This window comes from Pseudomonas sp. JAI120, from assembly GCF_014207255.1.
In the GTDB taxonomy this organism is placed as follows: Bacteria; Pseudomonadota; Gammaproteobacteria; order Pseudomonadales; family Pseudomonadaceae; genus Aquipseudomonas.
Window position 1 is genome coordinate 771106 of the sequence record NZ_JACHCZ010000001.1, and the last position, 22971, is coordinate 794076.

Sequence of the window (22971 nt, forward strand, 5' to 3'; positions counted from 1 at the left end):
ACATGCCGAGGGCCCCGATACCGTTCCCTTTCAGGAGTTAACCTTTGACACCACCTGGCGATAACCACCAACGCGCCCTGGATAGATTCCTGAGCGAACATCCGGGCGTAGCCCTTGAACTCAACACCCTTAACCCGCTTGCCGCCCAAGCCAAGGGCGAAACCCTCGCACAGTACCGCGATGAACGCCTGCATGAAGCCTTCGAGGCTGAAGCCGAGCGCCAGGGCCTGTTTGCCTGGGAATTGACCCTCAAGCTGACTGCGGACTCCCGCGAAGCCTTTGAGGCCCAGCGTCTTGAAGTGCACAAGGAAGTGGCGCAGATGGCCGGCCTGAGCTGGGCCGAGTACTGTCAATTGCATGACTTACCCGGCTGAACCCGCAACGGCAGGTACCAGTGCCGCCTGCCATCCAGCGCCTCGCGCAACTCGGCGACGGAAACGCTGCGCCGCTGCGGATCCATGGCCAACGCTGAGTGCAGCGCCGACCAGCAATGCCTGGGCAATCGGCGCGGCCGCGGCAGTGGTCGATCGGGCTGGCGCTCGCCCAGGCGCTCGCCCTGGGCCAACTCATAGATCACGCAGGCCGCGCCATACAAATCGGCGCCGGCTGACAAGCCCCCACCCGCCATCAGTTCCGGCGCTGCATACGCGGGCGTCCAGGCGTTCAAACGGCTGCGGTTCAAGCCCGGCAGCCCGGCTGTCTGCTGCATTTTCGACCGGCCCAGGCCGAAATCGAACAAACGCAGTCCCTGCTCACCCATCATGATATTGGCGGGCTTCACATCGCCATGGAGAATGCCCTGCTGGTGGGTGTACGCCAGCGCGTCCAGCAGTTGCAAGGCGATGGGCTGCAGCTCCTGCCAGGGCACTCCTTGTGGACACTCCACCAGCAGCCGATCCAGGGTCATGCCGTGCAGCAACTCCATGGTGAAGAATGCCACCTGGTGCAGCGTGTCGACTTCGAAGGAAAACACCCTCACCACATGGTCATGCCGCAAGCGGCGTGTGAGGGCGAACTCGCTGTACAGCAGCACATGGGCGTCAGGGCACGCGGAAAATGTTTCGTCCAAGCGTTTCAGGGCCACGCTGGAGGCGGGCTCACCGAACGCCTCATGCAGCAGGTCCCGGGCGCGATAGACCACCCCCATGCCGCCTGTGCCCAGCTTGCGCTCAAGCTGATAGCGCCCGGCAAGCAAGTTCGGCGGGCTTGCCTCCTCGCTCATGGCTGGATCACGACGGCCGTAAGGTCATCCCGCGCCGGCCCACGCAACACGTCGCTGAACAATCGATCCACCACACGCCATGGCGTGCCTACGCTCATGGCGCCACCCAGTTCGCCAAGGCTGAGCCCCTGGTACAGGCCGTCGCTGCACAACAAAAATACATCCCCAGGCTGGGTACTGAGTTCCAGTACCTCCAGGCTCAGCGCCTGTCGGGCGCCGATCGCACGGGTCAAGGCCCTGGCGCCCGGATAGACCTGGGCTTGTTCCAGGCTCAACTGCTGCGTATCCATCAGTTGCTGCAACACGGTATGGTCACGGGACAGCTGGTACAGCCGCTGCCCGCGCCACAGGTAGCAACGGCTGTCGCCCACCCAAATGCAGGCCGCACGCTGGTCTTCGAGCAACAGTGCAACCACGGTACTGCCCATGATGCCTGCCAGGCCGTCGACCGGCGCAATCGGCGCCTGCCCCAGTTGGCTGTCGAGCCCGCGCAGGCAGCGCCGGACTGCCTCGACACGCTGATCAAAACTGTCCTGATCTGGCAGCGCGGCAAGACTGCTGATTACCCATTGACTGGCCACATCCCCGGCCTGGTGGCCCCCCATTCCATCGGCGACCGCCCAACACCCACGCTGTGGGCAATCGAGGAACGCGTCCTCGTTGCGCGAACGCAACTTGCCTTGAACCGTGCGCCCGGCGCTTCGCCAGGTGTGCGCCGGGTTCACAGTTGCTCCGGCAGGCGGAAGGTGCGCCATGCCGCCATCTGGAACGGGCTCGGGTTGCGCTGGCTGGTCAGCAGGTAATTGGCGCGCAGGCCGGCCAGATCGGCCTTGAGAATGTGCGCATCCCTGCCATTTGCCGGCTCACTCTGCAACAGGTCGAAGAAGCGGAACAACGACCACTCGCCACTGTTTTTTTCGATCCCCAGCGGTCGCTCCGTACCCCGTTCCAGCACCAGGCTGCTGCGACTGCCTGGCGCCTCGCCTGGCCAGTGGAAGGCCATAGGCACAATCGGCCCATGACGGTATTCCAGTTGTTGGTCACCCACCCGCAGGATCGCCCGGCTGACGGCTTGATCGAGACTGTAGGGCGCCAAGGTGAATCGAACGGCCCACTCACCCTGCTCCTCGGTGAAAAAACCTTGCCGAATCATCTGGGCCCTGGCCAGTTGGTCCAACAGCGAGCGCGATATCGGCACGCTGCGACCGTCCAGGCCCCGCAGTCGATACCGGTTGCCATCAACGCTGACAAAAGGCCGCAGGTACGTTTCATAAAAGCGTGCCATAGCACCTCGGGGTTTGAAAAATGCCTGGAAATCGCCCAGGGCAACGTCACTGGTGGCATGCGCATTGAACGGGTAGCGACGCTGGATGGCCTTGGCGTAAAAACCATAGAGCTCGCTTTGGTAACGCTGGTTCACGTAGACATAGGTGCCATCGAGCAGATGACGCCAGACGTGGTCGGCAATGTCTTCGAGCCAGCCCTTGAGCGGGAGCGGCAAGCGTGCGGCGGCATTACGCAGGTTGGCCAGAAGAGGCTGCTGCCCTTCCATGCGCTGCTTGACCAAGGTGAACGCTGCCTGCTCCGGGGAACTCTCCCGGCTCAGCGACGACAATTGCAGGTGTAATTCGTCGAGCAGCCGAAATGCCTGTGTCAATTCAGCCCCCGGGTTCTGCTCTTCATCGAGTAGCTGGTGCAGCGGTTCGAAGCGGCGCTGCAACGCACGCCGGGCCGTGTCAGGCAGTAGTTGGCCCTGCAACGGTTTGACCATCGCACCGGACACCGCGGCACTTAACTCACCGGCCTGCTGGCTCAGCGCCTCGACCCGATCGTGGGCCGGTAACAGTCGAGTGTTTTCGCGAACCTGCTGCAACAGGCGTACCAACGCCGACTGGGCGGATATCAGGCTCGCCAACTGCTCGGCGCTGTGCCGCAGATTGTCATTTTCCTGCAGGCGGACACGACCGAGAGCCTGACGCCAGGCATCGGCGTACTCACTCAAATAACGCTGTTCCAGGGCCTGCAGCAACCGGCGCATATCCACGGCGCTGAGGTCGGTACCTTCCCCAAGCACCCAGTTATCCTGGGCAATGGCATTGACCAGCGCAGGGCCCTGCTTTTCGAAATACTGCTGGTACCTTTTGGTGTAGAAGCCGGGTATGGGCGGTTCAAGGTTGGCGAACACGCCGCCATCGGCCAGTCGCAGAGGCTCCAGGCTGCGGGCTTGTTCGCGCAGCGCGCGGTAGACCACCTCTGCCAGCGACTCGCCGCGTAATGCCTGGCGGGCCTGGGCTACCAGTGCATCGTTCAACGGGGCTGCGAACGGTTGCTCCAGCAACCGCCCGAGGTGTTCGTTCAAACGCTTCTGCATCGAGGTATCCCCCGCATAACGGGCAGACCAATGGCCTGCCATGTACGCCGCCAACCACGCGTTATCACGCCGTTCGCGCAGGTTGAGCATCAGGTACGCCCGCAAGCTGTCCAGCAACCGCTCGCGCTCGCCAAGGCTGGCCTGCACCTGTTCTTCGAGCAGGGTTGCCACGTGCGGCAGCAACTGATGGCGCAAGCTCTCGTCATAGGCATTAGTCAATAACGGACGACTCACCTGCCCTTGATACAAGCCGGCTCGATCGACCCAGCGGACCTCGGTGACGGGTGGAAACACCCGTGTCGCTGCCAGACGACTGTCCAGCAGCGCCAGCAATACCCGGCTCTCGTCCGCATCAGGTTGAGCAGGCGCAGGCATGTTCAGCGCCTGCAACTGCACCAGACGCTGATGATTGAACGAATAACTGTGCCCCCATAACCACCCCGCCATACCGATGACCAGCGCCGTAGCCAGCGCCAGCCCCCCTTGGCGTCGATGCAGGCGCCGCCGCTCGGGGGTATGCAGCCCGGCAAGATCGGCCTCGGCGAAAATCACCCGGCGGAACAAGCCCTGGACAAACTGCGAGCGCGTATCGCCCACGTTCGCACACGTCAGGTAGAACCCTCGCAGGCCATTGATGCGCTGATAGCGCGGGGCGGAAAACGCCGTCTCGACAAACAGGCCCAAGCGGTCGCCCAGGCGTGCGACCTGCCGAGGAAAATCCAGCATACGACCGCGGCGCTCGCCGCTGCGCTCCTGATGCAAGCGTGGGATCAGCTCCGCCCCCAGGCGTTGCAGCAGCGCCTCGAAGGCCTCGCGCACCTGAGCAATGTCAGTTCCGGTCTTGCCCGCCACCAGGTGCCCGCCCAATATGTCTTCCGTGCCGTCGCCCTGCTGCGCATCAAAGAACTCGGCGAACCCTGGCAAACAGTCGGCCCGGGTCAACACCAGATAAACCGGCACATCTACATGCAGCGTCTGCTGGATGTCCTGCAAGCGGGTATGGACATGACGCGCATGGAGTTCCAGGTCGTGCTCATTGCCCCCCCAAAGCGTGTCCACCGACAACGTCACTACAACACCGTTGAGCGGGCGAGCCCGGCGGCGCGACCTGAGCAGACCGAGCAGCGTCGACCATCCCGCCGCATCCACCGTACGGTCAGGCTGGTCCAGGTAGCGCCCGGCAGTCTCCAGCAGCACGGCGTCATCGGCGAAGTACCAGTCGCAGTAGGCCGTTGTACCCGGGGTTGGCGACTCGGCCCGATCGAGTGGAAACTGCAATCCATTGGCGGCCAGCAGATGGGTCTTGCCACTGCCTTGATGGCCAATCAACAGGTACCAGGGCAGCGTATTTCGCCAACGCTCACTGCGATCACCGTAGCGGCGGGAGGTTTTCAGGGTCTGCAGCGCCTCCTTGAATCGCCCGCGTACCTGCCTCTGCTCATCGTGGATCAGCCCCAGGCGCTGATGATGCGCCTGGTGTTCCGGCTGGTTGAGCCGTGCGGCGCGACGCGCGCCAACCACCACCATCGCCAGCCCCCACAGCAGGAACAGGCAACAGATGGTCAGCAAACGAGCCGTCGCGCCTTGCCAGAACCGATAGTCATCCACCGCCAGCAAGGGCCCGAAAAACCACACCAGCAACGCGCTGGACAGCACCAGCAACAGGCTCCATAACCAAATCTTGCGCAGCACCGTGCCCGCGCCCTTGAAGAATGCGTTCATTCATTGCTCCCAGCGTTACAAGGGCGTCTGAGCCTGGTCCGACGCCAACGATTGAAAAGGTTGCAGCACCGTCATGCGCTCCGTGCCCAGCACCCAGGCAAACCCTGAGTACATCACCAGCAAACAGGCCAGCCCGACAGCCATGAGCCACTTGGCACAGAGCATGCGCACCGGCACGGCGCGGACTTTCCCTGCGTGCGATGGCGCGGCCATCGAGAGCCGATCTCCCCGCACATGCCTGATCTGCCGGTACAGCGCGTCGCGTACCCCTTCAAGCTGAGCGCCTCCCCGCTCCATCACGCGGTATTGGCCTTCGAACCCCAGCGACAGGCACAGGTACATCAGCTCCAGCATGGCCACGTGCTTGACGGGGTCGCGGGACAATCGCTCCAGCAGCAGGAAAAACTTCTCGCCGCCAAAGGTTTCGTTATGAAAGCGACTCAACAGGCTGGACCTGGACCAGTCGCTGCAACCGCCCCACGCGGTGGTGACCACCGCCTCGTCAATGAAACTGCACAGCACATAGCGCGCCGACATCACCTGACCTTCCTCGCCCCCCAGGTGCAGGGCGTGCGCTTCAAACGTCGTGATGCCCGAAGACAACCGGTCGTTGAGGGTCTGCAGGCTCTCACGGCCGGAGCTGCCCTTGAGCTGCACCACCTGCAACAACAATTCCCAAGCCGCTGCCACCAGGGTGTTGGGGCCCACATTCACACTCTGCGAGCTGTGCAGCCGGGCGGTATAGATCATCCTGTCCTCCAACTGCTCGAAGCGCGGCGGCGATGGGAAGTCCGTCACAGCGCCCTGCGCCGGACCGCGTCCCTCGCGGTCAAGCAAGACGGTTTTCTCGTCCTGCGGGTATTCACTATCCATCATCATGGAGTTCAGTTCCTGATAGCCCAGAAGTTGAGTTCCAGCTCGGTAAACTCGCCGCTGGCATGCAAGGCGAATCCACCTGACTGCTCCAACTGCGCGATATCCGGGGCGCTGAGTTCGAGCATGAAATAGGTCTTGCCCGCGTGGAACGGAATCTGTCGCGGCGCTACCGGCAACGGTTTGATCCTGATACCGGTGAGGTGCAGGTTGACCAACTCGCGGATGCGCTCCACCGGGCCAATCTTGAGATGCGCCGGCAGCCGATGACGCAGCGTTTCCGAATCACACTGGGCGGTTGCCGCCAGGATGAACGTCGCCGTCCCCAGCAATTTGAGGTCACTCACCGGGCATACCAGCACACCGTACTGACGTGGTTGCAGCGTCAACTCGATGGCATGCTGCTCCAGTACCCGCGACAACACTGCGCGCAGGTGCTCCATCAATTCGCGAAAGCTCGCACCTTGATCACCATGCTGGTAACGCACCTCCAATTGGGCGCGCTTGCTGTCGGTGGCGAACGTGGCCAATTCACCAAGGATCGACAGCAGCTCGCGATACAACGCCTCCGGGCGCACCTGGGCCTGGCTCAAAAAGTGGCGCAACATCAATTCAGCGCGATTGATCAGTTGCAGCATCAGGAGGTCGCCAACCTGCGCCCCGGCCGACGCGCCGTTACCCTGGATGCGCGCGGCAATCGCATCTCCACGGCTGGTCAACAGACTGATGACCTCCTTGACGCACGACGACACATAGCCGGAGCCCTGCAAAAAAATGAACGTCGGCACAAAATCGGTATCCAGTCGCACGCCGCCTTCACGGGTGCAGTCCAGCACCTGAGCGACCTGCAGCTTCACGTTGAACGGCTCACCGGGATGCTCCCCCAGCATCAGGCGCAGATCCGGACGCGCACAGCTGATCTGGCAACGGGCATCGACACCGGCATTGGAGTCCCCGATCTCCATTTCACAGGCAACATAGCGCGCCAGGATTTCGTGTTGCTCCGGCCTGCGCACTTCAACCTGATTGTCGGTGACCAGCGGCAACGCCAGGTACACAGCTTGCCGGCCGACGTTGGCAGGCACTTGCAATACCAGAGGTTCCATCGCGCCATTGAGCTCGAACAGGCTGCCGTCCGGCAATATGCCGCTGGCCTGGTTGACGACCACCTTGCCCAGGTTGAGGTACTGCACATCGATGTCCAGGGTCAGGAACCCCCAGGCGTCGCAGCCCAGCAAGCGCGTACGGTTGAGCTGCTGATGGTAGTAGCGGTCGTTGTGCTGCAAGTGCTGGGGCCGCAGCAACATGCCTTCCTGCCAGATAACGTTATGGATGTGCATCTCAATCCTCCGCCCGGTCGGTTTGCGGGGCGGCAATACGAACACCGCTCTGGTCCAGCATGATTCGGGCCCGTGTCCGTTGCTGGGGGGCAACAGGCAGCACCAGTCGCCATTGCACATTGGGCAGGTCGCGATAGGCCGCCAGTACGCCGACATAGCGGCTTTGCGGCTCGATACTGAGCTTGAGCATCAACCGCTCACCGGGCCGCAGCTCCAGCTCTTCGCTGCTGACCCAGTCCTTGGGCAGGGTCTGCTCGGCCCGCCCATAGAGGCTGAAAAAGTCGGCATTCTCGAATGCCACGGGGTGCCGCAGTTCAAGCAAATGCACCACCACAGGTGAAGGACGGCCATGAAGGTCGGGGTTGACCTCGTCACTGGCCATCAACGCCAGGTCCAGCTTGGTCAAGGTCGAAAAGGGTGAAACGCTGCTGCAGCCGGCCAACATGCCCAGTGCCAGCAGTGTTGATGCAACGGTGGTTAGATACATGAACGTCATCCCGGGTAAGCCGCATGCAGGCTGGAGACCAGGCGCACCTGCTCTTCGTAGGCCTTGCAGAAGTCGTTGCGTAATAATTGATCGCCCAACGACGCCTCGTCGGTCAGCCGTCGGTAATAGCGCTGGTACGCCCGCCAATGAGCGCCATCGGTGAGGAGCCTGGGCGGCTTGTCCTCGCGCTCGAAGCACAGCAGCAGGTGACCTGGAGCAAAGGCCGCCAGCGCGCTGCGAACGACGGCACGGCAGGCCACCACCAAGGCCAGCTGATGAATCTGCAAGTCCCGGCAGGCGTGGGCTACCGCCCGTTCGGGCGGCAGACGCCCCCACTCACCGCCCCCCAACAGCGCCGTCAAGGCCGCCTGGGCGTCTGGGCAATCCACCAAGGGGTTCTGCCGCATAAGCGCCGGGGAGGTCCAATCCAGATGCACCTCACTGCTCAGCTCGTCGCGAGTTCGCAGGCTTTGCTGCAAACCTTCGATGGCTTGCCTGAACAACCCGGCCACCTTGATCGCAAGGGCCTCGCGGGCCGGCGTATCGAGCGCCCCCACCTCCATTCCCAACACCTCGCCGAACTGCGCCCAGAACGTCTCAGGGACTGCGGATGCAGCCGCAACGGGCTGTGCAGGTACTACGTCACTGACAGGCTCAGCCCATTGCGGTACGACCAGATGGTCCTGGTCCACGGTTCCCGGACAGAATGCCTGGGCGGTCGACTCCGTCAACGTGTTCAATGCCTCCAGCTCTTGCGATGACTCGCCGCGTCGTTGTTCGCGATCCAGCGCCTGAATCGGGTCCAGCCCCAGGAAAGCATCGTCTGGAATCACCTCGCTCCGCCCGAGCGACGGTCGTTGATGCTCGACCAGTCGCGCACGAATTTCCAACGCCCCCAGTTGGTATACGTCTGCATCACTGATCTGCCGCGCGTGCCCCTTGCGCAAGCGCTCCAGGCTGCCGGATACGCCAATACCGTTGCTGCTGATATCCGTCAAAAAGTAATGGCCGTCGCGAAAACTGACCAAGCCATGGTGGCTGGAAATCAAGCGCGCGGTGTCGGGGATGACCCAGTCACACGCCGTCCCACGGCCGATCACACCGCCGACGCCATCAAAGGTTTTGCGGGCTGGCGGCTCACCACTGGCGGAACACACTTCAAGCACTAATTGCATGGCAAGGCTCCCCTGTTCAATGACCACGACGGCTCGCCTGGGGGTCACCCAGTGGACGGTAGTCAGCATCGTCAAAGACATAATTGGCGTTACAGCCACCCAGCAAACACAGCACAAGCGCCACGGCTTGCCACGGACGAAGAGGCATCAGGAATCTCCCATGAAAGTAAGGTGTCCACGCATACGCTATTCAGCATTCCTCTCGGGCATCGCCAACCGGAATCTTCAAGCGCGCCAGACGGTAGAGCAGCGTGCGGCGCGCGACGCCCAACTCCCGCGCGGTACGGGTACGATTGCCACGGTTCTTGTGCAGGCAATCAATCAGGAACACCCGCTCCACTCGCTCCAGGCGTTGACGCAACGTTGCATCGACAGCATCGTTGGCGGGTGCCGATGACAGGGACAGGTGCGCCGGCAGGATCACACCGTCGTCACAGAGCAGTACCGCGCGCTCCACCAGGCATTTGAGTTCTCGCACATTGCCGGGGAAGCCATGGCTGGACAGTTGATCCAACGCCGCACTTGACCAGCCCATCGATACGCGACCCAGCGCAGCGCAGGCCTTTTGCGCAAAATGCCGAGCCAACAGCAACGCATCGCCATCACGCTCACGCAAGGCCGGTAACTCAATGGGGAACTGCGCGAGCCGGTAATACAGGTCCTCGCGAAAGCTGCCTTGGGCCACCATCGCAGGGAGATCACGGTGCGTCGCAGCGATAATGCGTACATCGACCTTATGGGCCGTACTGGCACCCAATGGGCGAATCTCGCCTTCCTGCAAAACCCGCAATAACTTGGCCTGCAACGACAACGGCATATCGCCGATTTCGTCGAGTAGCAATGTGCCGCCGTGAGCGGTGTCGAACAAACCGGTGTAGTTGCGTTCAGCCCCCGTGAACGCCCCCTTGCGATAACCGAACAGTTCACTTTCCAGCAGCCCTTCGGGAAAGGCTGCACAATTTTGCACCACGAAGGCTTTAGCACCGCGTGGACCGGCGGTATGGATGGCGCGCGCCACCACCTCTTTGCCGGTACCGGTCTCGCCATGCAGCAGCACGGTGTAGGGCGTATTCAGCACCTTGCCGATCAAGCGGCACGTCTCATCCATGGCCTTGCTGTTGCCGATCAATCCGAACGTGGCACAGGTGCCCGGCGTGCGGCACGCAGGTGGCGTGACACTCACCGCAGGACTCAGACGCTGCATCAGTGCAAGTTGCCTCAAGGCAAAGCTGCCCAGTTGGGTCAATGAGTGGGTGTAGTGCTCCAACTGTTTCGGACGCTGGCTGGCGCACAGCAACACGCCCGCGAGAGTCCTGTGCTGACCGAACAACGGCATGCACGTCAACGATTGCCAAGGCGTCGCCATCGCAGGAAGGAACTGGCTTTCATAGAAGCTGTTTTCCAGATGCTCAAGGCTCAAGGCAGTGCGCTGACTGAGCACATACTGCAACACCTGCTCATGTTGGAAATCCGCGCCTGAAGCCAGCTCGTCGGGCGGCCGCACGCCTGGCAAATGCTGGGCAATCAGGGCAAGCCGACCTGTCGCCTCGTCGCGCCAATACAATTGGCTGAGTTCGCACTGGCTCAGTTGAGCTACCGCCGCGACACACAGGTCCGGCAAGGTTGTCGCGTCACCTTCGATCCCCAGGCGGGTGAACCAACTCAGCATCGCGTCGGCGTACTCCAAGGGATGGGGCAACCGGTTGAAAGAATTTTCCGTCATTGGCTGACCTCACAGACAGGACAACCGCTGCCATCCAGGCCGGCATGCACCCGGGACAGCGATTCGCCCCCGGCCATGGCCTCCAGCAACCGATCCGCCACCTGCGCCAGCAAGTGTGCGTCGATCCATTGATCGATAGAGCGGGCACCGCTGTCACCCTCAGCGCAACGCTCGGCGACGTACGCAACCAGTTCGGGCGTATAGCTGAAGGTGAGCTTGCGCAGTTGCAACCTTTGTCCCAAGTGGTCCAGCTTGAGCCTTGCCAGGTCATGCAGAACCTCGCCCGTGATCGGGTAATACGGCACGACATGCATTCGCGCCAGTAAGGCAGGCTTGAAGTGCTTGCGCAGCAACGGGCGAATGGCTTCGTGCAGGACCTCCTCAGCAGGTCGCCGGTCGCCTGCGCACAATTGATCGATGCACTCGCTGCCCAGGTTGGAGGTCATCAGGATCAGCGTGTTGCGAAAATCGATTTCCCGACCTTCCCCGTCATTGGCCAGTCCCTTGTCGAAAATCTGATAGAACAGGTTCACTACTTCCGGATCAGCCTTCTCGACCTCGTCCAGCAGCACGACCGAATACGGGCGTTGGCGCACAGCCTCCGTCAACACGCCGCCCTCGCCAAAACCGATATAACCGGGTGGAGCACCAATCAGCCGGGAAAGGGAATGTTTTTCCTGGAACTCCGACATGTTAAGGGTGGTGACAAAACGCCGCCCGCCGTACAGCAGGTCGCCGAGGGCCAGGGCCGTCTCGGTCTTGCCCACGCCACTTGGGCCAACCAGCAGGAATACGCCGACCGGGGCATCCGCCTTATTGAGCCCGGTGGCAGCCGCGCGCAAGTTGCGTTCAAGTATCTGCACGGCGTGTTCCTGGCCGAGGATGCGCGAACGCAATGCATCGGCAAAGCCCAACACCCTTTCACTGCTTTCCAGGGCCAGTCGTTCGACAGGAATACCGGTCCAGGCGCTGACGACCTGTGCCACCAGACCTGGACAAACCTCGATGCCGGCCAATGGCTGGCCGTTTTGTTGCGCGTGCAGTACCTGGCGCTGTTGGGCCAAGGCATGTTCAAGGGTCTCAGTGTTCTGCCCTGCACCACGAGCAGCATCCAATTGCTGGCGCAGCGCTAGCACCTGCTGCGCCGATGCTCGCTGTTCCAACCAGTGTTGCTCCAGATGTTCACGCTCGCGCTCCACGGTCTCCAGGCGCAGGTTCAACGCGTGCAAGGCCTGCTCGTCCACAGGCAACCCGGCATCCCTGTCGCGATTCAACGCCTGGCGCTGGCGCGCGCCTTCCGCCTGCTCGGCGTAAAGGCGTTGCAATGCCTCGGGCGCCGTCTCCCAGCTGGTTCTCATGCGGGCGCAGGCGGTGTCCAGCACATCCACGGCCTTGTCGGGCAACTGCCGCCCAGCCAGGTAGCGCGCGCTCATGTGGGCTGCCGTGACAATGGCATCATCCCGCACATACACGCCATGGCTGCGCTCATACGCCGGAACCAGGCCGCGCAGGATCGAAACCGCCTGCTCAACACTGGGCTCGCCGACCTGCACAGGCTGGAAACGCCGCGCCAATGCCGGGTCTTTTTCGAAGTACTTCTTATATTCCGACCAAGTGGTGGCGGCGATGGTGCGTAACTCGCCACGGGCCAGGGCGGGCTTGAGCAGATTGGCAGCATCGGACCCACCTGCCTGGGCGCCCGCGCCCACCAATGTATGCGCCTCGTCGATAAACAGGATCACCGGTGTTGGTGAGGCGTTGACTTCATCAATCACGCCTTTGAGGCGCCGTTCGAATTCCCCCTTGATCCCCGTGCCGGCCTGAAGCAGGCCCATATCCAGGGTCAACACCTGTACGTGTTTGAGCGGCTCCGGCACCTCTGCGCTGGCGATACGCAGGGCAAGCCCTTCAACCACGGCGGTTTTACCCACCCCGGCTTCGCCAACCAGGATCGGATTGTTCTTGCGCCTGCGCACAAGTATGTCGATCAATTGGCGAATTTCGGCATCGCGACACAACACCGGGTCGATACCGCCTTCCCGGGCCTGACGGGTCAAGTCATGGGTAAAGCGCGCCAGCAACGCATCGCTGCTCGACACAGGGTCGACCTCAGGCGCCAGGCTCAACAAATAACTGCACACACGCTGTGCATCCAACCGGTTCAGTACCGCCTGATAACCACTGCCGGCGTGTTGTAACGGATGACGCAACAGCGCCAGTAACAGAGCGCCGTGATCAACGTCCGCCTGCCGCAGCTCCAGGCGGGCCAACATCAGGGCTTGCTGCAGCCATTGCACCAGGGCCTGGGTAAACACGGGATTACGCGAGGCACTCGTGCCAGCTTGGGGATGCAGGGCCGCCTGCAGCTCGCCTGGCTCCACACCCGCATCCACCAACGCCCGCACCAGAATGCCGTGCGGGTATTCCAGCAGGGTCAGCAGCAGGTCCTCCACCAACACTTCCCTGCCGCCGCGTGCCACGCAACGTTCCGCCGAGCGTTCAAGGTCTCGGCGCGCCTGGGGAGCCAATGTCTGGATAAGTTGTTGCAGGTCCACATTCATCATAATCATTCATCCCTAATCAGCATTGCTGGTCACAATGACCACACCGTCGGCACACCCATGCGCCAGCCAAGTTGTCCAGCCGAGGCGGCAGACGTTGTGTTCGCCGATGTGCAATGGCCTGATTTCCTCCTTGAGCAGTACCAGGCGCAGGTCATAGGCCAGAGGGTCGCGTGCCGTCAGCCGTAGCAATGCGCACAGCAACGGATAGTCCCCACCCGTGGGTAAAAACTCATGAAAACGCTGCCAGCCCAGGCCCTGCACATGCACCCTGAACTTGCCGCTGCGGTCAGTGACCCGACTACCCAGCACCTGGTCATGACCGAGCACACTGTTGGTGGCACCCAGCCGATTTTGCTGGGGGACGGCAATGACCACCGAGCGTTCTACCCACTGCTCGACGAACAAGCGGGTGTGCTTGAAGTAGTAACGCAGCACCGTCTCGATCAAGGCTGCCGAATGGGCTCGCAGGCTGAGTAACCCCAGGTAGGGCAATAGCCGTTTGCAGTTCAATTGGGTAGTCGCGCGGAGGTGCTTGCCCTTCAACCCGATCAAGGCAAACATCTGCTCGGAAAAGACATCCCGGGCGCCAGCCTGAAAAAACGCCCGGTACCGGTACTTGCGCCAGATCGGCAGCATCAGCCGTTGTAACCGATGATGAAACAGGTCGAGGAAGTCCCGGGTAGCCTTGCCGCCCGCACCGTCAACAATCGCTTGTTCGCCATAAAACGCCGGCAATGGCGAACAAGCGCCGCACAGCCCCAACACGTTGAGGCAAAGACGCGCGCGCAATTGACCGTGTTCAACAAAAAACTCCACCCGCTCAATATCGTGACCGGGGAAACCAAGACCTGGGTTGGCCTGAAACTCCAACAAGTCATACAGCGCGTCGTCATCCAGCATCGGATGAGCATCGCGCAAACGCCTGATCACCTGCAAAACCGCCTGGAACAGCGAGTATTCGCGGATGACGCTGGACAGTGCCGTCAAAGCAGGGGCTGCTGGCCCATCCGGGGTGGCCATAGGTACACGTCTCCTTGTGTGCTGATGACTCGCAATTCGTGATAGGTATTAAGGCTGGCGTAAAGCGCGAAGAATTCGTTGAGTACCGACGCGAACACAAACACCTCGCCCTGGCCAAGAAAACCTTGTGGATCAATCGTCAGGTCGATTCGTAAGCCCCTGAACGGCAAGCCACGGTGCAGTCGGTCGACAGCCGAGTGCCTGATGGATCGCAATGCGCCAAGCTTTCGCTCACTGACTTTCTGCGCCTGTCGGTCGTGGTAGCGCGGCAGGTCGTAGGTTTCGAGAATGACCTTCAAGGCATTGATGTCGGTCAATGACAGGTAGTTGAGCGACATGTTGCTGATGAGCCGCCAGAGAAAGTCCTGCTCCAGGGGGGGCGAATAGCTCGCGGTCGGCATGCAGATATTACGAAACGACAACCCTTCCGGTGTCTGCTCGCAAGGTTGGTTGATCTCCCCGATCTGAAGCAGCCGAGGCAGGTCGTGGTTGGTACACGTCAGCTCGATCGACAGGGTTTCCGGGCCATGCTCCGGAGCATTGGAAAACCCTAGCCAGGTATCGAGGCCCGCGTGCTGTGCCGATGCATGTTGGCGAATGCTGTAGCTGGCGGAGGCCGCCGACAGTGCGTCATCGCTGTCATGCTCGAAGGACTCAAACGGTACGTAGGTCCGATATCCCGACCCGCCGGGGCGCCAACCCGTGACACTGTCCACGGAAAATACACAGGCGTTTTCCCGTGAGTATTCCCCCGGTATCACCAGGTATTCGTCCTGCTTGCCGTCCAGGCGGATCGGCACGGCGTCATGTTTGAACAAATTGGCGATGGGCGTGCAGTACAGCTTCACGTTGTCCAGGGTGGGGTGATGGGGATCACGCCATGGGTTACGCAGTTTGAAACGCAGCACCACCGCACACACCTGCTTGAGCAGCTCATGGGGCAAACCGTGCAGTACATCCAGGCCCACCACGTCGACAAACAGGTACTTGTCAGGAAAGGCAAAGTACTCCTGCAAATGACGATATCCACGAAAGGTATTCATTGGATACGGAATCAACGCCTGCTCCTCGCTGAATCCCACCGGGCGTACCCGGTCGGCGCCCAATCGCAACGAGAGGGGTTGCCCATCCTCCCCACTGACCGGCAAGCCATCGCGGCCCAAAGGTAGCAACTCGATACCCTCGAGATGACGCAACAGGCTCAGGTACAGCCCTTGGCTGATGCAGCGATCACCCGCCAGGTGCAGACGTAGTTGATCGAACGTCCATTCACTGAAGTTGCCCCCGACACTCATGTCCAGGTGCAGGCTCAACAGCGCAACCTCGCCCTGGAGGCTGTATTCCAGAGCGCTCAGTTGCAGCGGCAGGACTTGCGTGGCGTAACAGGTACGGAAGCGACAACGCTCACCCTTGAGGGCAGCACTTTCGACCGGGGTATCCCGCGCGACCATCACCCCAGGGCCGACGTGCTTCAACGGATCAAACTGCAAGATGCTGAAGGCGGGCATCGGCCGCATGTAGTTGGGCCACAGCAAATGCATCAAGGAATGAGTCAGCTCAGGCAGCTCATCATCCAGTTTCTGGCGCAAGCGACCGGTGAGAAACGCGAAGCCCTCCAACAACCGTTCCACATCCGGGTCCTGCCCTGGGTCGGCAAGAAACGGCGCGAGCGCAGGGTTACGTTCGGAGAAACGCCGCCCGAGTTGACGCAACGCACTCAGCTCGCTCTGGTAATAACGATTAAAGGACATCCGGCAAAACCTCGACTCGTCCGGGCTCGCATAGTCGCGCAACGAACACCACGGGCTGCTTGACACCCGCCACCATCAGCGTGGCCTCAATGGAGAACGCCTGGGCCAGAGGGTCGTGATCGCGCGGCAATGCAGTAACCTGCACCTGCTTCAATCGTGGCTCGTAGGCCCGTATGAATCGCTCGATCAACAAGCGCGACTGGCTCAATGACTCATGCAGGCTCTGGTTCATATCATTAAGATCGGGCAAGCCGTAGTCCGGCAATGTCTGAACACTGCCCGCACGGATACTGAGCATTTTCCCCAGGTGGCTGGCAATGGACGTCACGCCACAGGCATGTGCGGCCGCCGGGCGTTCGAGGCGCTCGAAAAGGCTATGTTTGTGGGGCATCCCCTGACCTTCTTTCATTCTTTGTCGAGCTTGCCAACCAGAGACAAAGTGAAGTCCGCCCCCATGTACTTGAAGTGCGGTCGCACACTCAGGTTGACGCGGTACCAGCCAGGCTCGCCATCTACGTCACTGACAACGATGCGGGCCGCTCGCAGCGGACGCCGCCCACGCACTTCGGCACTGGGGTTTTCCTGGTCGGCGACGTACTGGCGAATCCACTTGTTGAGCTCCAGCTCGAGGTCTGTGCGCTCTTTCCACGAACCCAACTGTTCACGCTGCAATACCTTCAGGTAATGGGCCAGCCTGTTGACCACCATCATGTAGGGCAACTGGGTCCCCAGGCGATAGTTCAGCTCGGCGTCCTTGCCCTCTGCGCTGATGCCGAACTGTTTGGGCTTCTGCACCGAACTGGCGGAAAAAAACGCGGCATTGTCACTGCCCTTGCGCATCGTCAAGGCAATGAAGCCCTCTTGCGCAAGTTCGTATTCGCGGCGATCGGACACCAACACTTCGGTGGGGATCTTGGTCTCGATTTCGCCCATGCTATGGAAGTGATGCAACGGCAAGTCTTCCACGGCCCCTCCGCTTTGCGGACCGATGATGTTCGGGCACCAGCGGAACCGCGCGAAGCTTTCGGTCAGGCGTGTGGCGAAGGCATAGGCGGTATTGCCCCACAGGTAATGCTCGTGGCTGCTCACCACGTTTTCCTGGTAGGCAAAGGTCTTGACAGGACACTCAAGGGGATCATAGGGCGTACGGAGCAGGAAGCGCGGCACGGTCAGACCGATATAACGCGCATCTTCGCTCTGGCGAAAGCTTTGCCATTTGGCAAATTGCGGCCCTTCGAAATGGTCCTTGAGATCCTTGAGGTCAGGCAGTCCCGTGAAGCTTTCCAGGCCGAAGAACGCCGGCCCGGCTGCGGCAATAAAAGGCGCGTGCGCCATGCACGCGACACTTGAAGCGTATTGCATCAGTTTCACATCGGGCGCGCTGGGGGACAGGAAGTAATTGGCAATGATCGCGCCCACAGGCTGACCACCAAATTGACCGTACTCAGCGCTGTAGACATGTTTGTACAACCCGGATTGAGTCATTTCCGGTGAGTCTTCGAAATCATCCAGCAAGTCTTGCCGGGAGACGTTCAACAGTTCGATCTTGATGTTTTCACGAAAATTGGTGCGGTCGACCAGCAATTGCAAACCTTTCCAGGAAGCTTCCAGGGCCTGGAACTCCGGGTGGTGCAAAATTTCATCCATTTGCTGGCTGAGCTTCGTATCGATCTCGGCAATCATTCGGTCGACCAGGCGCTTCTTGACGGGCTCGCCGTGGTTCTGTGGTTTGATCAACTCCTCGATAAACGCCGAGACACCCCGCTTGGCGATGGCATAGGCCTCGTCATCCGCACTCAGCAGTGTCTGGGCAATGATGTTGTCGAGGATGCTGTAATCCTCACTGGTGTGTTCCGGTATCGGATTCTGTTGGGTGGTCATGCGGTCAGTGTCCTTTTACTGAAAATGTCAGGCGGTGTGGCTGCCCAGTTCCAACTCGGCCAATACCCGGGCGCGGGACTCGTCATCCGCCAGGGCGTGCTCAATGGCTTTGCGAAAGCTTGGTGTATTGCCCAGCGGTCCTTTGAGAGCCATGAGTGCTTCACGCAATGCCATCAGCTTGTGCAATTCGGGTATCTGCTCCACCAGGTTCGCGGGATTGAAATCCTTCATGGCATTGATACGCACCTCAATGGCCAGCTCCTCGACCTCAGCACACTCCTGCAGGCGATTGGGTACGTTCAGCGTCAGGCTTAGCGCTTGCTTGGCCAGCACGTCATCAAGGGTGTTCTTGTCGATGGCAATGGGCTTGCGGTCTTCAAGCTTGCGTACATCCTCACGCTGGGTGAAGTCACCCAGCACCAGCAGCTTCAACGGCAGTTCGACTTCATCCTGCGCCCCACCGATGGCGGGCTTGAAGGTGATATTGATACGTTCCCTGGGCGCTACCGAACCTTCTTTGGCCATTGTGTTTCTCCTTTTCCAAGTGGCTCGAAAGCCTATTCAAGTACCGCTTCAAGATCGAAGAGGCATAGCCTGCGATGGGTGTCTTCCTTACGCTCGCGCACGGCCTGGTTTTGTGGCAACAAGTCACAGCAACGATGAAGCAGTTGGGTCACTTGCAAGGCCAACTCCGGCTCCCAGTGTTCCAGGCCCCTGCGTTGCAGCTCGTTTTCCAGATGTTCGAGCTGGATCTTCGCCAACTCGTGTTTGCCCGCCTGCCCACATAGACGCGCCTGCGCAAGTCGCCAATGAAAACGGGCACGATCGCTGTGAGCGGCATGCATGCCCTGCTTGAGTTCATGGACGGCCGCCTTGAGCCCGTCCTTGCGCAGCCGCAGTCGTGCCGCTTGCAAGGCCGCCTCCCAAGGCTCGGCATCGGCATCCACCACTGTCAGTGATTCGGGCAACTGCAGATGACGGGCAACCTGCTGCGCGATCCAGTTGCGCGTGGGGACATCGGCAAAGGGAGCACCATCGTGAAAACGAAACTCGGGCAGGTTGGGCAGGCGCTGCAGCAACAGGGCGAAGTTCACTTCCAACTCAGTCATGGCCAGGTCGGCCTGCAGCGCTTCCAGGCACTGCCAGACCATGTACAACCCGTCAAACCAGAACAGCGCACCGGCGAGACTGGCCTCGAGTTCGAGCATCAAGTCGGTGTAATGGCCTTGGGCAAGCCGCTCCTGGTAACGCTTGAGTTTTTCGGGTGCAGGCCCGCGCAAGGTGGTGATCCGTTCGCTGTCAGCGTCCGGGTAGCTGACGAGGGTCAGCCAGGTCAGCGCGCGATTCAGGCGCAGTGCGCGCAGGTCAGCGGCGTTCTGGCGCAACCACCAGGCACACAAAGGACGGGCCTGATCCTGTAAGGCGCGCAGCAACTTGTGGGCATCTTTCTCGGTGCCCACCACAACCTCGGCATTCTGCAACAGGGTGGTCACCTGCTTGACCTGCCCCTGCCCGGCAATATCGCCCAAGCTCGCGACCGGAGAATCGTCTTGCGCAACACGCTCCAACCGCTGGGCCAGTTGCCTGCGAATCGGCAGGAACAGCGGCGCGTTATCTTCCAGGCGCTCGACACAGCACTTATCGAGACACACCAGATGTTCAAGCACGGATTCGAACAAGGGCTGCTGACCCTGCAGCGACGGGCTTTGCGCGAAGAGGGACTCGAGGCGCCCCGCCAGCCAACTGAAGGCTGCGCCACGAGTACGCGGTTTTTCGGGATAGACCGCAGACCAATGATGCTCACAGAGATAGCGCAATAACCCAAGGCCGGCCAACAGCCCTGGAAAGGATTCCCGTTGATACAATGCCCAGGTCAGCCAGACGACGACCCGCAGATCCTTGGATTGTTGACGCAACAGGTACTCGCCGATTTCCAGGACCTTCTGCCAGTCGGTCTGGACGCCCGCATGAATCGATTGCGCCTTGCCCAATTCGAACTCCAGAACTTCATACTCACTTGAATAGCGCATATCGCTGCCGGCAAAACTCGTCCGCGTGCAGGGCGACCGTGCAAGTTCAAGGTAATCGTTATAGAGTTTTTCTGAATAAGACATTCGGCACAATTACCCAAAACAAAAAGTTCAAAGCATTAACATTTAAACCATATATCAAAGCGCCATCCAATCTTCGCCAGCGCCACCGCAAAGTTCGTAAACCTTAGCCATGCAAACAGCATTCAACAAGCAGCGCCTCGACACTTAAGTAATTTCCTACAATCACTGCAATTCAAGGCCTGCGCAGGGTTTTGCGCAGTTAAACCCTCATCTGTTTCCGAATATCCTTGCCAAGCCCAATACCAACAAACCAAACTCCATGAGCAACTAAATGCGCACTTATGCGCAACGTATTCTGCATATATTCGATTAAATCATGCACTTCCAATCAAAAAACCACCCCACTGACCGCCGGACCCACTGTTTTTATTGGGACTGATACTTTCGGGCACGCTTCTTGTTAATGAGAGTTGCCCGACCGGCACCATTACCGGTTGGAACGACCTCATCAATCAGGCAAGGAAACCCGTCATGCCAACACCCGCGTATCTTTCCATCACCGGTGTCAAACAAGGTTTGATTACGGCAGGCACTTTTACCCAGGACTCGGTAGGCAACATTTATCAGGAAGGCCATGAAGACCAGATTCTGGTCCAGGCCTTTGCTCATCAGGTGATCATCCCCCGCGACCCGCAGTCGGGTCAGCCGACGGGCCAGAGGGTCCACAAGCCGTTGATGATCAGCAAGGTCTTCGATAAGTCATCGCCCTTGCTGTTCAGCGCATTGACCAGCGGTGAAGAGGTCAAATGCCGACTGGAGTGGTTCCGAACATCATCGGCCGGCACCCAGGAGCACTACTTCACGATTGAACTGGAGGGCGCGACGCTCGTGGACATCCAATCCCGCATGCCCAATTGCCAGGACCCGGACAATGCCCACTTCACTCACCTGGAGGATGTGTATTTCACCTATCGCAAGATCGTATGGACCCACGAAGTGTCCGGCACATCCGGATCGGATGACTGGCGCAGCCCGGTAGCGGGTTAAGTCGGACCTGTGCAGGAACGGGTGCCAGGGATGGCACCGTTTCTGCCAAGCAGCTACACCATCGCCAAGGGATGCTTGCGCTTGGGTGCTCCGAACACCCGATCGATGGCATCCAGGTCGTGCTCATCCAGCAGCACCTTGGCGGCGGCCGCATTAAGCCGTACATGCTCCGGGGTGACCGCCTTGGGGATGGCGATCACACCGTCCTGGCGCAGCACCCAGGCCAGGGCGACCTGGGCGGGCGTGACCTCGTGGCGGCGGGCGATCTGCTTAAGGGTCTGGCTGGACAGCAACGCCCCACCCTGGGCAATCGGGCAGTACGCCATCAGCGGCAAATGGTGTTGTTGCCACCAGGGCAACAGGTCGAATTCGATCCCGCGCTCTTCGATGTTGTACAGCACCTGATTGGTCGCGCAGGCCGGGGATGCGAGTTCCTGCAGGTCGGCCACATCGAAATTGGAGACGCCCCAGCGGCCGATCTTGCCCGCCTCACGCAGGCGCTCGAACGCTTCGACGGTTTCTTCAAGCGGGTACTGGCCACGCCAGTGCAACAGATACAGATCAATGTAGTCCGTGCCCAGGCGCTGGAGGCTGGCTTCACACGCACGGGGCACGCCCTTGTGGCTGGCGTTGTGCGGGTAGACCTTGCTCACCAGGAACACCTGGTCGCGCCTGCCGCTGATGGCTTCGCCCACGACCTCCTCGGCGCCACCCTCGCCATACATCTCGGCGGTATCGATCAAAGTCATGCCCTCGTCGATCCCCAGTTGCAATGCCGCAACTTCGGCGCGGCGCCGGTCTGGGTCTTCGCCCATGCGCCAGGTTCCCTGGCCGATGACAGGGACGGGAACGCCCGCCAGATCAATGGTGCGCATGACAACCTCCTGATGAATTCGCGGATTAACAGTGTGGCATTGCCCGGACAAAAGGGTTCAATCGAAGTATGGTTACCCTTTGCCAAGTCGCCAGGAAGGACCTGCAATGCTGTTTGTCGTGATGCTCGGGGGCAAGCACCCACGGGCAAGAATTGAAGTTCACGATGTGGTGTTCGCCGTAGCGGACACGCTGGAAGGCACCTACCCGCAATTGCGCGAGGGCTGGTTTGGCAGCCCCAAGGGTGTGCATATTGATTCGTGGATGGCGGTGGATGGCGTCGACGGCTGGAAGGTCGAACTCAGCCAACTGGCCCCCGCTGCCGACGCCCATCACCTGTACTTCATCAACCTTGGCGGCTATGAAACCAACAGCTTTGGCGAAGCCCACCACTACCTGCTGGTGGTCGCCCGCAACAAACAGGAGGCAACCCGCAAGGGCAAGCAACAAATGTTGCGCCACTGGTCCCAGGCCCACACCGACGGCGTGATGGATATCGACGACTGCCTGCCCATCGACCTGGTGGACGGCCGCTACCTGCACCTGGTGCAAGGTGACCATCGGCCGATCATTCAGCAGAATGACTACATTGTCTTGAATTGATGGGGGCTTATTCGACCGGACATCAGATGACTTAGGTAATGTCAGACGTAACACTGCTGTTGCTCTGGCTCTGGCTCTTGATCTTGATCTCAGGCGCCCCATCAAACACGCTGGCCGAACGCAGGCTTGAATCCGTGGCTAACCCGGCAGGACGCCGGGTTAGCCACGGATTCAAGCCTGCGTTCGGGCACACCGAGCCTAGGCGAGGTGCCGAGTGTTGGGGCAAGAGCCCTTTTGGTTACTTTGGGCTGGGCCGGCATTCCGG

At 60.5% G+C, this 22971-nt stretch carries 20 protein-coding genes; 3 read left to right on the forward strand and 17 right to left on the reverse strand.

The genetic code is table 11. From position 1 onward, the window contains the following. The first annotated feature begins 44 nt into the window (after positions 1-44). On the forward strand, positions 45-374 hold the full coding sequence (locus HDC32_RS03490; RefSeq protein WP_131699320.1) for a DUF6388 family protein: 330 nt from the start codon (positions 45-47) through the stop codon (positions 372-374). Here HDC32_RS03490 and HDC32_RS03495 read toward each other — a convergent pair. The 16 genes from HDC32_RS03495 to tssA are packed head-to-tail and all read right to left on the reverse strand — an operon-like array spanning position 350 to position 20243. Beyond that, positions 350-1222 (reverse strand): serine/threonine-protein kinase, encoded by an 873-nt coding sequence (locus HDC32_RS03495; RefSeq protein WP_184742523.1) that lies wholly within the window; start codon positions 1220-1222, stop codon positions 350-352. The two genes, HDC32_RS03490 and HDC32_RS03495, sit on opposite strands and share 25 nt — an antisense overlap. Further along, the gene (locus tag HDC32_RS03500) at positions 1219-1947 is read right to left on the reverse strand and encodes a serine/threonine-protein phosphatase (protein WP_311771951.1); all 729 of its coding nucleotides are present in this window, start codon (positions 1945-1947) and stop codon (positions 1219-1221) included. The genes HDC32_RS03495 and HDC32_RS03500 overlap by 4 nt, the downstream gene beginning before the upstream one ends. Then, a complete protein-coding gene (gene tssM, locus HDC32_RS03505; RefSeq protein WP_184742527.1) occupies positions 1944-5315 on the reverse strand; it encodes a type VI secretion system membrane subunit TssM in 3372 nt (1123 codons plus the stop codon). Before tssM ends, HDC32_RS03500 begins: the two co-directional genes overlap by 4 nt. A gap of 15 nt (positions 5316-5330) precedes the next feature. Further along, entirely contained in the window at positions 5331-6194 is an 864-nt protein-coding gene (gene icmH, locus HDC32_RS03510) for a type IVB secretion system protein IcmH/DotU (protein WP_178116773.1), read from the reverse strand. A 5-nt stretch (positions 6195-6199) separates the two neighbouring features. Further along, positions 6200-7528 carry a type VI secretion system baseplate subunit TssK gene (tssK, locus tag HDC32_RS03515; protein ID WP_184742529.1) on the reverse strand — a complete coding sequence of 443 codons (1329 nt, stop codon included), beginning with the start codon at positions 7526-7528 and terminating at the stop codon, positions 6200-6202. Position 7529: 1 nt separating this feature from the next. Continuing rightward, the gene (tssJ, locus tag HDC32_RS03520) at positions 7530-8015 is read right to left on the reverse strand and encodes a type VI secretion system lipoprotein TssJ (protein ID WP_131699315.1); all 486 of its coding nucleotides are present in this window, start codon (positions 8013-8015) and stop codon (positions 7530-7532) included. Between the two features lie 5 nt (positions 8016-8020). Beyond that, entirely contained in the window at positions 8021-9190 is a 1170-nt protein-coding gene (tagH, locus tag HDC32_RS03525) for a type VI secretion system-associated FHA domain protein TagH (RefSeq protein ID WP_167655817.1), read from the reverse strand. Positions 9191-9206: 16 nt separating this feature from the next. Further along, positions 9207-9338: a type VI secretion protein gene (locus tag HDC32_RS31975; protein WP_083236517.1), complete on the reverse strand. Its 132-nt coding sequence runs from the start codon at positions 9336-9338 to the stop codon at positions 9207-9209. 42 nt (positions 9339-9380) lie between these two features. After that, positions 9381-10913 carry a sigma-54-dependent Fis family transcriptional regulator gene (locus tag HDC32_RS03530; RefSeq protein WP_184742531.1) on the reverse strand — a complete coding sequence of 511 codons (1533 nt, stop codon included), beginning with the start codon at positions 10911-10913 and terminating at the stop codon, positions 9381-9383. Further along, on the reverse strand, positions 10910-13477 hold the full coding sequence (gene tssH / locus HDC32_RS03535; RefSeq protein WP_184742533.1) for a type VI secretion system ATPase TssH: 2568 nt from the start codon (positions 13475-13477) through the stop codon (positions 10910-10912). Before tssH ends, HDC32_RS03530 begins: the two co-directional genes overlap by 4 nt. A 12-nt stretch (positions 13478-13489) precedes the next feature. Beyond that, positions 13490-14497: a type VI secretion system baseplate subunit TssG gene (gene tssG, locus HDC32_RS03540; protein ID WP_184742535.1), complete on the reverse strand. Its 1008-nt coding sequence runs from the start codon at positions 14495-14497 to the stop codon at positions 13490-13492. Next, the gene (tssF, locus tag HDC32_RS03545) at positions 14461-16248 is read right to left on the reverse strand and encodes a type VI secretion system baseplate subunit TssF (protein ID WP_184742537.1); all 1788 of its coding nucleotides are present in this window, start codon (positions 16246-16248) and stop codon (positions 14461-14463) included. Before tssF ends, tssG begins: the two co-directional genes overlap by 37 nt. Further along, the gene (gene tssE, locus HDC32_RS03550; RefSeq protein WP_145337601.1) at positions 16238-16639 is read right to left on the reverse strand and encodes a type VI secretion system baseplate subunit TssE; all 402 of its coding nucleotides are present in this window, start codon (positions 16637-16639) and stop codon (positions 16238-16240) included. The genes tssF and tssE overlap by 11 nt, the downstream gene beginning before the upstream one ends. Positions 16640-16653: 14 nt before the next feature. After that, positions 16654-18129 (reverse strand): type VI secretion system contractile sheath large subunit, encoded by a 1476-nt coding sequence (gene tssC, locus HDC32_RS03555; protein ID WP_131699307.1) that lies wholly within the window; start codon positions 18127-18129, stop codon positions 16654-16656. Positions 18130-18156: 27 nt separating this feature from the next. Continuing rightward, the gene (gene tssB / locus HDC32_RS03560; protein ID WP_184742539.1) at positions 18157-18654 is read right to left on the reverse strand and encodes a type VI secretion system contractile sheath small subunit; all 498 of its coding nucleotides are present in this window, start codon (positions 18652-18654) and stop codon (positions 18157-18159) included. A 32-nt stretch (positions 18655-18686) separates the two neighbouring features. Further along, a complete protein-coding gene (gene tssA, locus HDC32_RS03565; protein ID WP_184742541.1) occupies positions 18687-20243 on the reverse strand; it encodes a type VI secretion system protein TssA in 1557 nt (518 codons plus the stop codon). Between the two features lie 471 nt (positions 20244-20714). Between tssA and HDC32_RS03570 the strand changes: the two genes are divergently transcribed. Beyond that, a complete protein-coding gene (locus HDC32_RS03570; RefSeq protein ID WP_048729440.1) occupies positions 20715-21230 on the forward strand; it encodes an Hcp family type VI secretion system effector in 516 nt (171 codons plus the stop codon). A 53-nt stretch (positions 21231-21283) separates the two neighbouring features. On the opposite strand, the gene HDC32_RS03575 is transcribed toward HDC32_RS03570, so the two are convergent. Next, positions 21284-22105: an aldo/keto reductase gene (locus tag HDC32_RS03575; RefSeq protein ID WP_131699304.1), complete on the reverse strand. Its 822-nt coding sequence runs from the start codon at positions 22103-22105 to the stop codon at positions 21284-21286. A 106-nt stretch (positions 22106-22211) separates the two neighbouring features. Here HDC32_RS03575 and HDC32_RS03580 point away from each other — a divergent pair, with 106 nt between their 5' ends. Continuing rightward, on the forward strand, positions 22212-22706 hold the full coding sequence (locus HDC32_RS03580) for a DUF1543 domain-containing protein (RefSeq protein ID WP_131699303.1): 495 nt from the start codon (positions 22212-22214) through the stop codon (positions 22704-22706). The last annotated feature ends 265 nt before the right edge of the window (positions 22707-22971 follow it).

Excerpts from the sequence above, each read along its gene's own strand:
- HDC32_RS03495 (WP_184742523.1), bottom strand. The coding sequence starts at position 1,222 with ATGAGCGAGGAGGCAAGCCCGCCGAACTTGCTTGCCGGGCGCTATCAG.
- tssM (WP_184742527.1), bottom strand. The coding sequence starts at position 5,315 with ATGAACGCATTCTTCAAGGGCGCGGGCACGGTGCTGCGCAAGATTTGG.
- icmH (WP_178116773.1), bottom strand. The coding sequence starts at position 6,194 with ATGATGATGGATAGTGAATACCCGCAGGACGAGAAAACCGTCTTGCTT.
- tssK (WP_184742529.1), bottom strand. The coding sequence starts at position 7,528 with ATGCACATCCATAACGTTATCTGGCAGGAAGGCATGTTGCTGCGGCCC.
- tssJ (WP_131699315.1), bottom strand. The coding sequence starts at position 8,015 with ATGTATCTAACCACCGTTGCATCAACACTGCTGGCACTGGGCATGTTG.
- tagH (WP_167655817.1), bottom strand. The coding sequence starts at position 9,190 with ATGCAATTAGTGCTTGAAGTGTGTTCCGCCAGTGGTGAGCCGCCAGCC.
- HDC32_RS31975 (WP_083236517.1), bottom strand. The coding sequence starts at position 9,338 with ATGCCTCTTCGTCCGTGGCAAGCCGTGGCGCTTGTGCTGTGTTTGCTG.
- HDC32_RS03530 (WP_184742531.1), bottom strand. The coding sequence starts at position 10,913 with ATGACGGAAAATTCTTTCAACCGGTTGCCCCATCCCTTGGAGTACGCC.
- tssH (WP_184742533.1), bottom strand. The coding sequence starts at position 13,477 with ATGATGAATGTGGACCTGCAACAACTTATCCAGACATTGGCTCCCCAG.
- tssG (WP_184742535.1), bottom strand. The coding sequence starts at position 14,497 with ATGGCCACCCCGGATGGGCCAGCAGCCCCTGCTTTGACGGCACTGTCC.
- tssF (WP_184742537.1), bottom strand. The coding sequence starts at position 16,248 with ATGTCCTTTAATCGTTATTACCAGAGCGAGCTGAGTGCGTTGCGTCAA.
- tssE (WP_145337601.1), bottom strand. The coding sequence starts at position 16,639 with ATGCCCCACAAACATAGCCTTTTCGAGCGCCTCGAACGCCCGGCGGCC.
- tssC (WP_131699307.1), bottom strand. The coding sequence starts at position 18,129 with ATGACCACCCAACAGAATCCGATACCGGAACACACCAGTGAGGATTAC.
- tssB (WP_184742539.1), bottom strand. The coding sequence starts at position 18,654 with ATGGCCAAAGAAGGTTCGGTAGCGCCCAGGGAACGTATCAATATCACC.
- tssA (WP_184742541.1), bottom strand. The coding sequence starts at position 20,243 with ATGTCTTATTCAGAAAAACTCTATAACGATTACCTTGAACTTGCACGG.
- HDC32_RS03570 (WP_048729440.1), top strand. The coding sequence starts at position 20,715 with ATGCCAACACCCGCGTATCTTTCCATCACCGGTGTCAAACAAGGTTTG.
- HDC32_RS03575 (WP_131699304.1), bottom strand. The coding sequence starts at position 22,105 with ATGCGCACCATTGATCTGGCGGGCGTTCCCGTCCCTGTCATCGGCCAG.
- HDC32_RS03580 (WP_131699303.1), top strand. The coding sequence starts at position 22,212 with ATGCTGTTTGTCGTGATGCTCGGGGGCAAGCACCCACGGGCAAGAATT.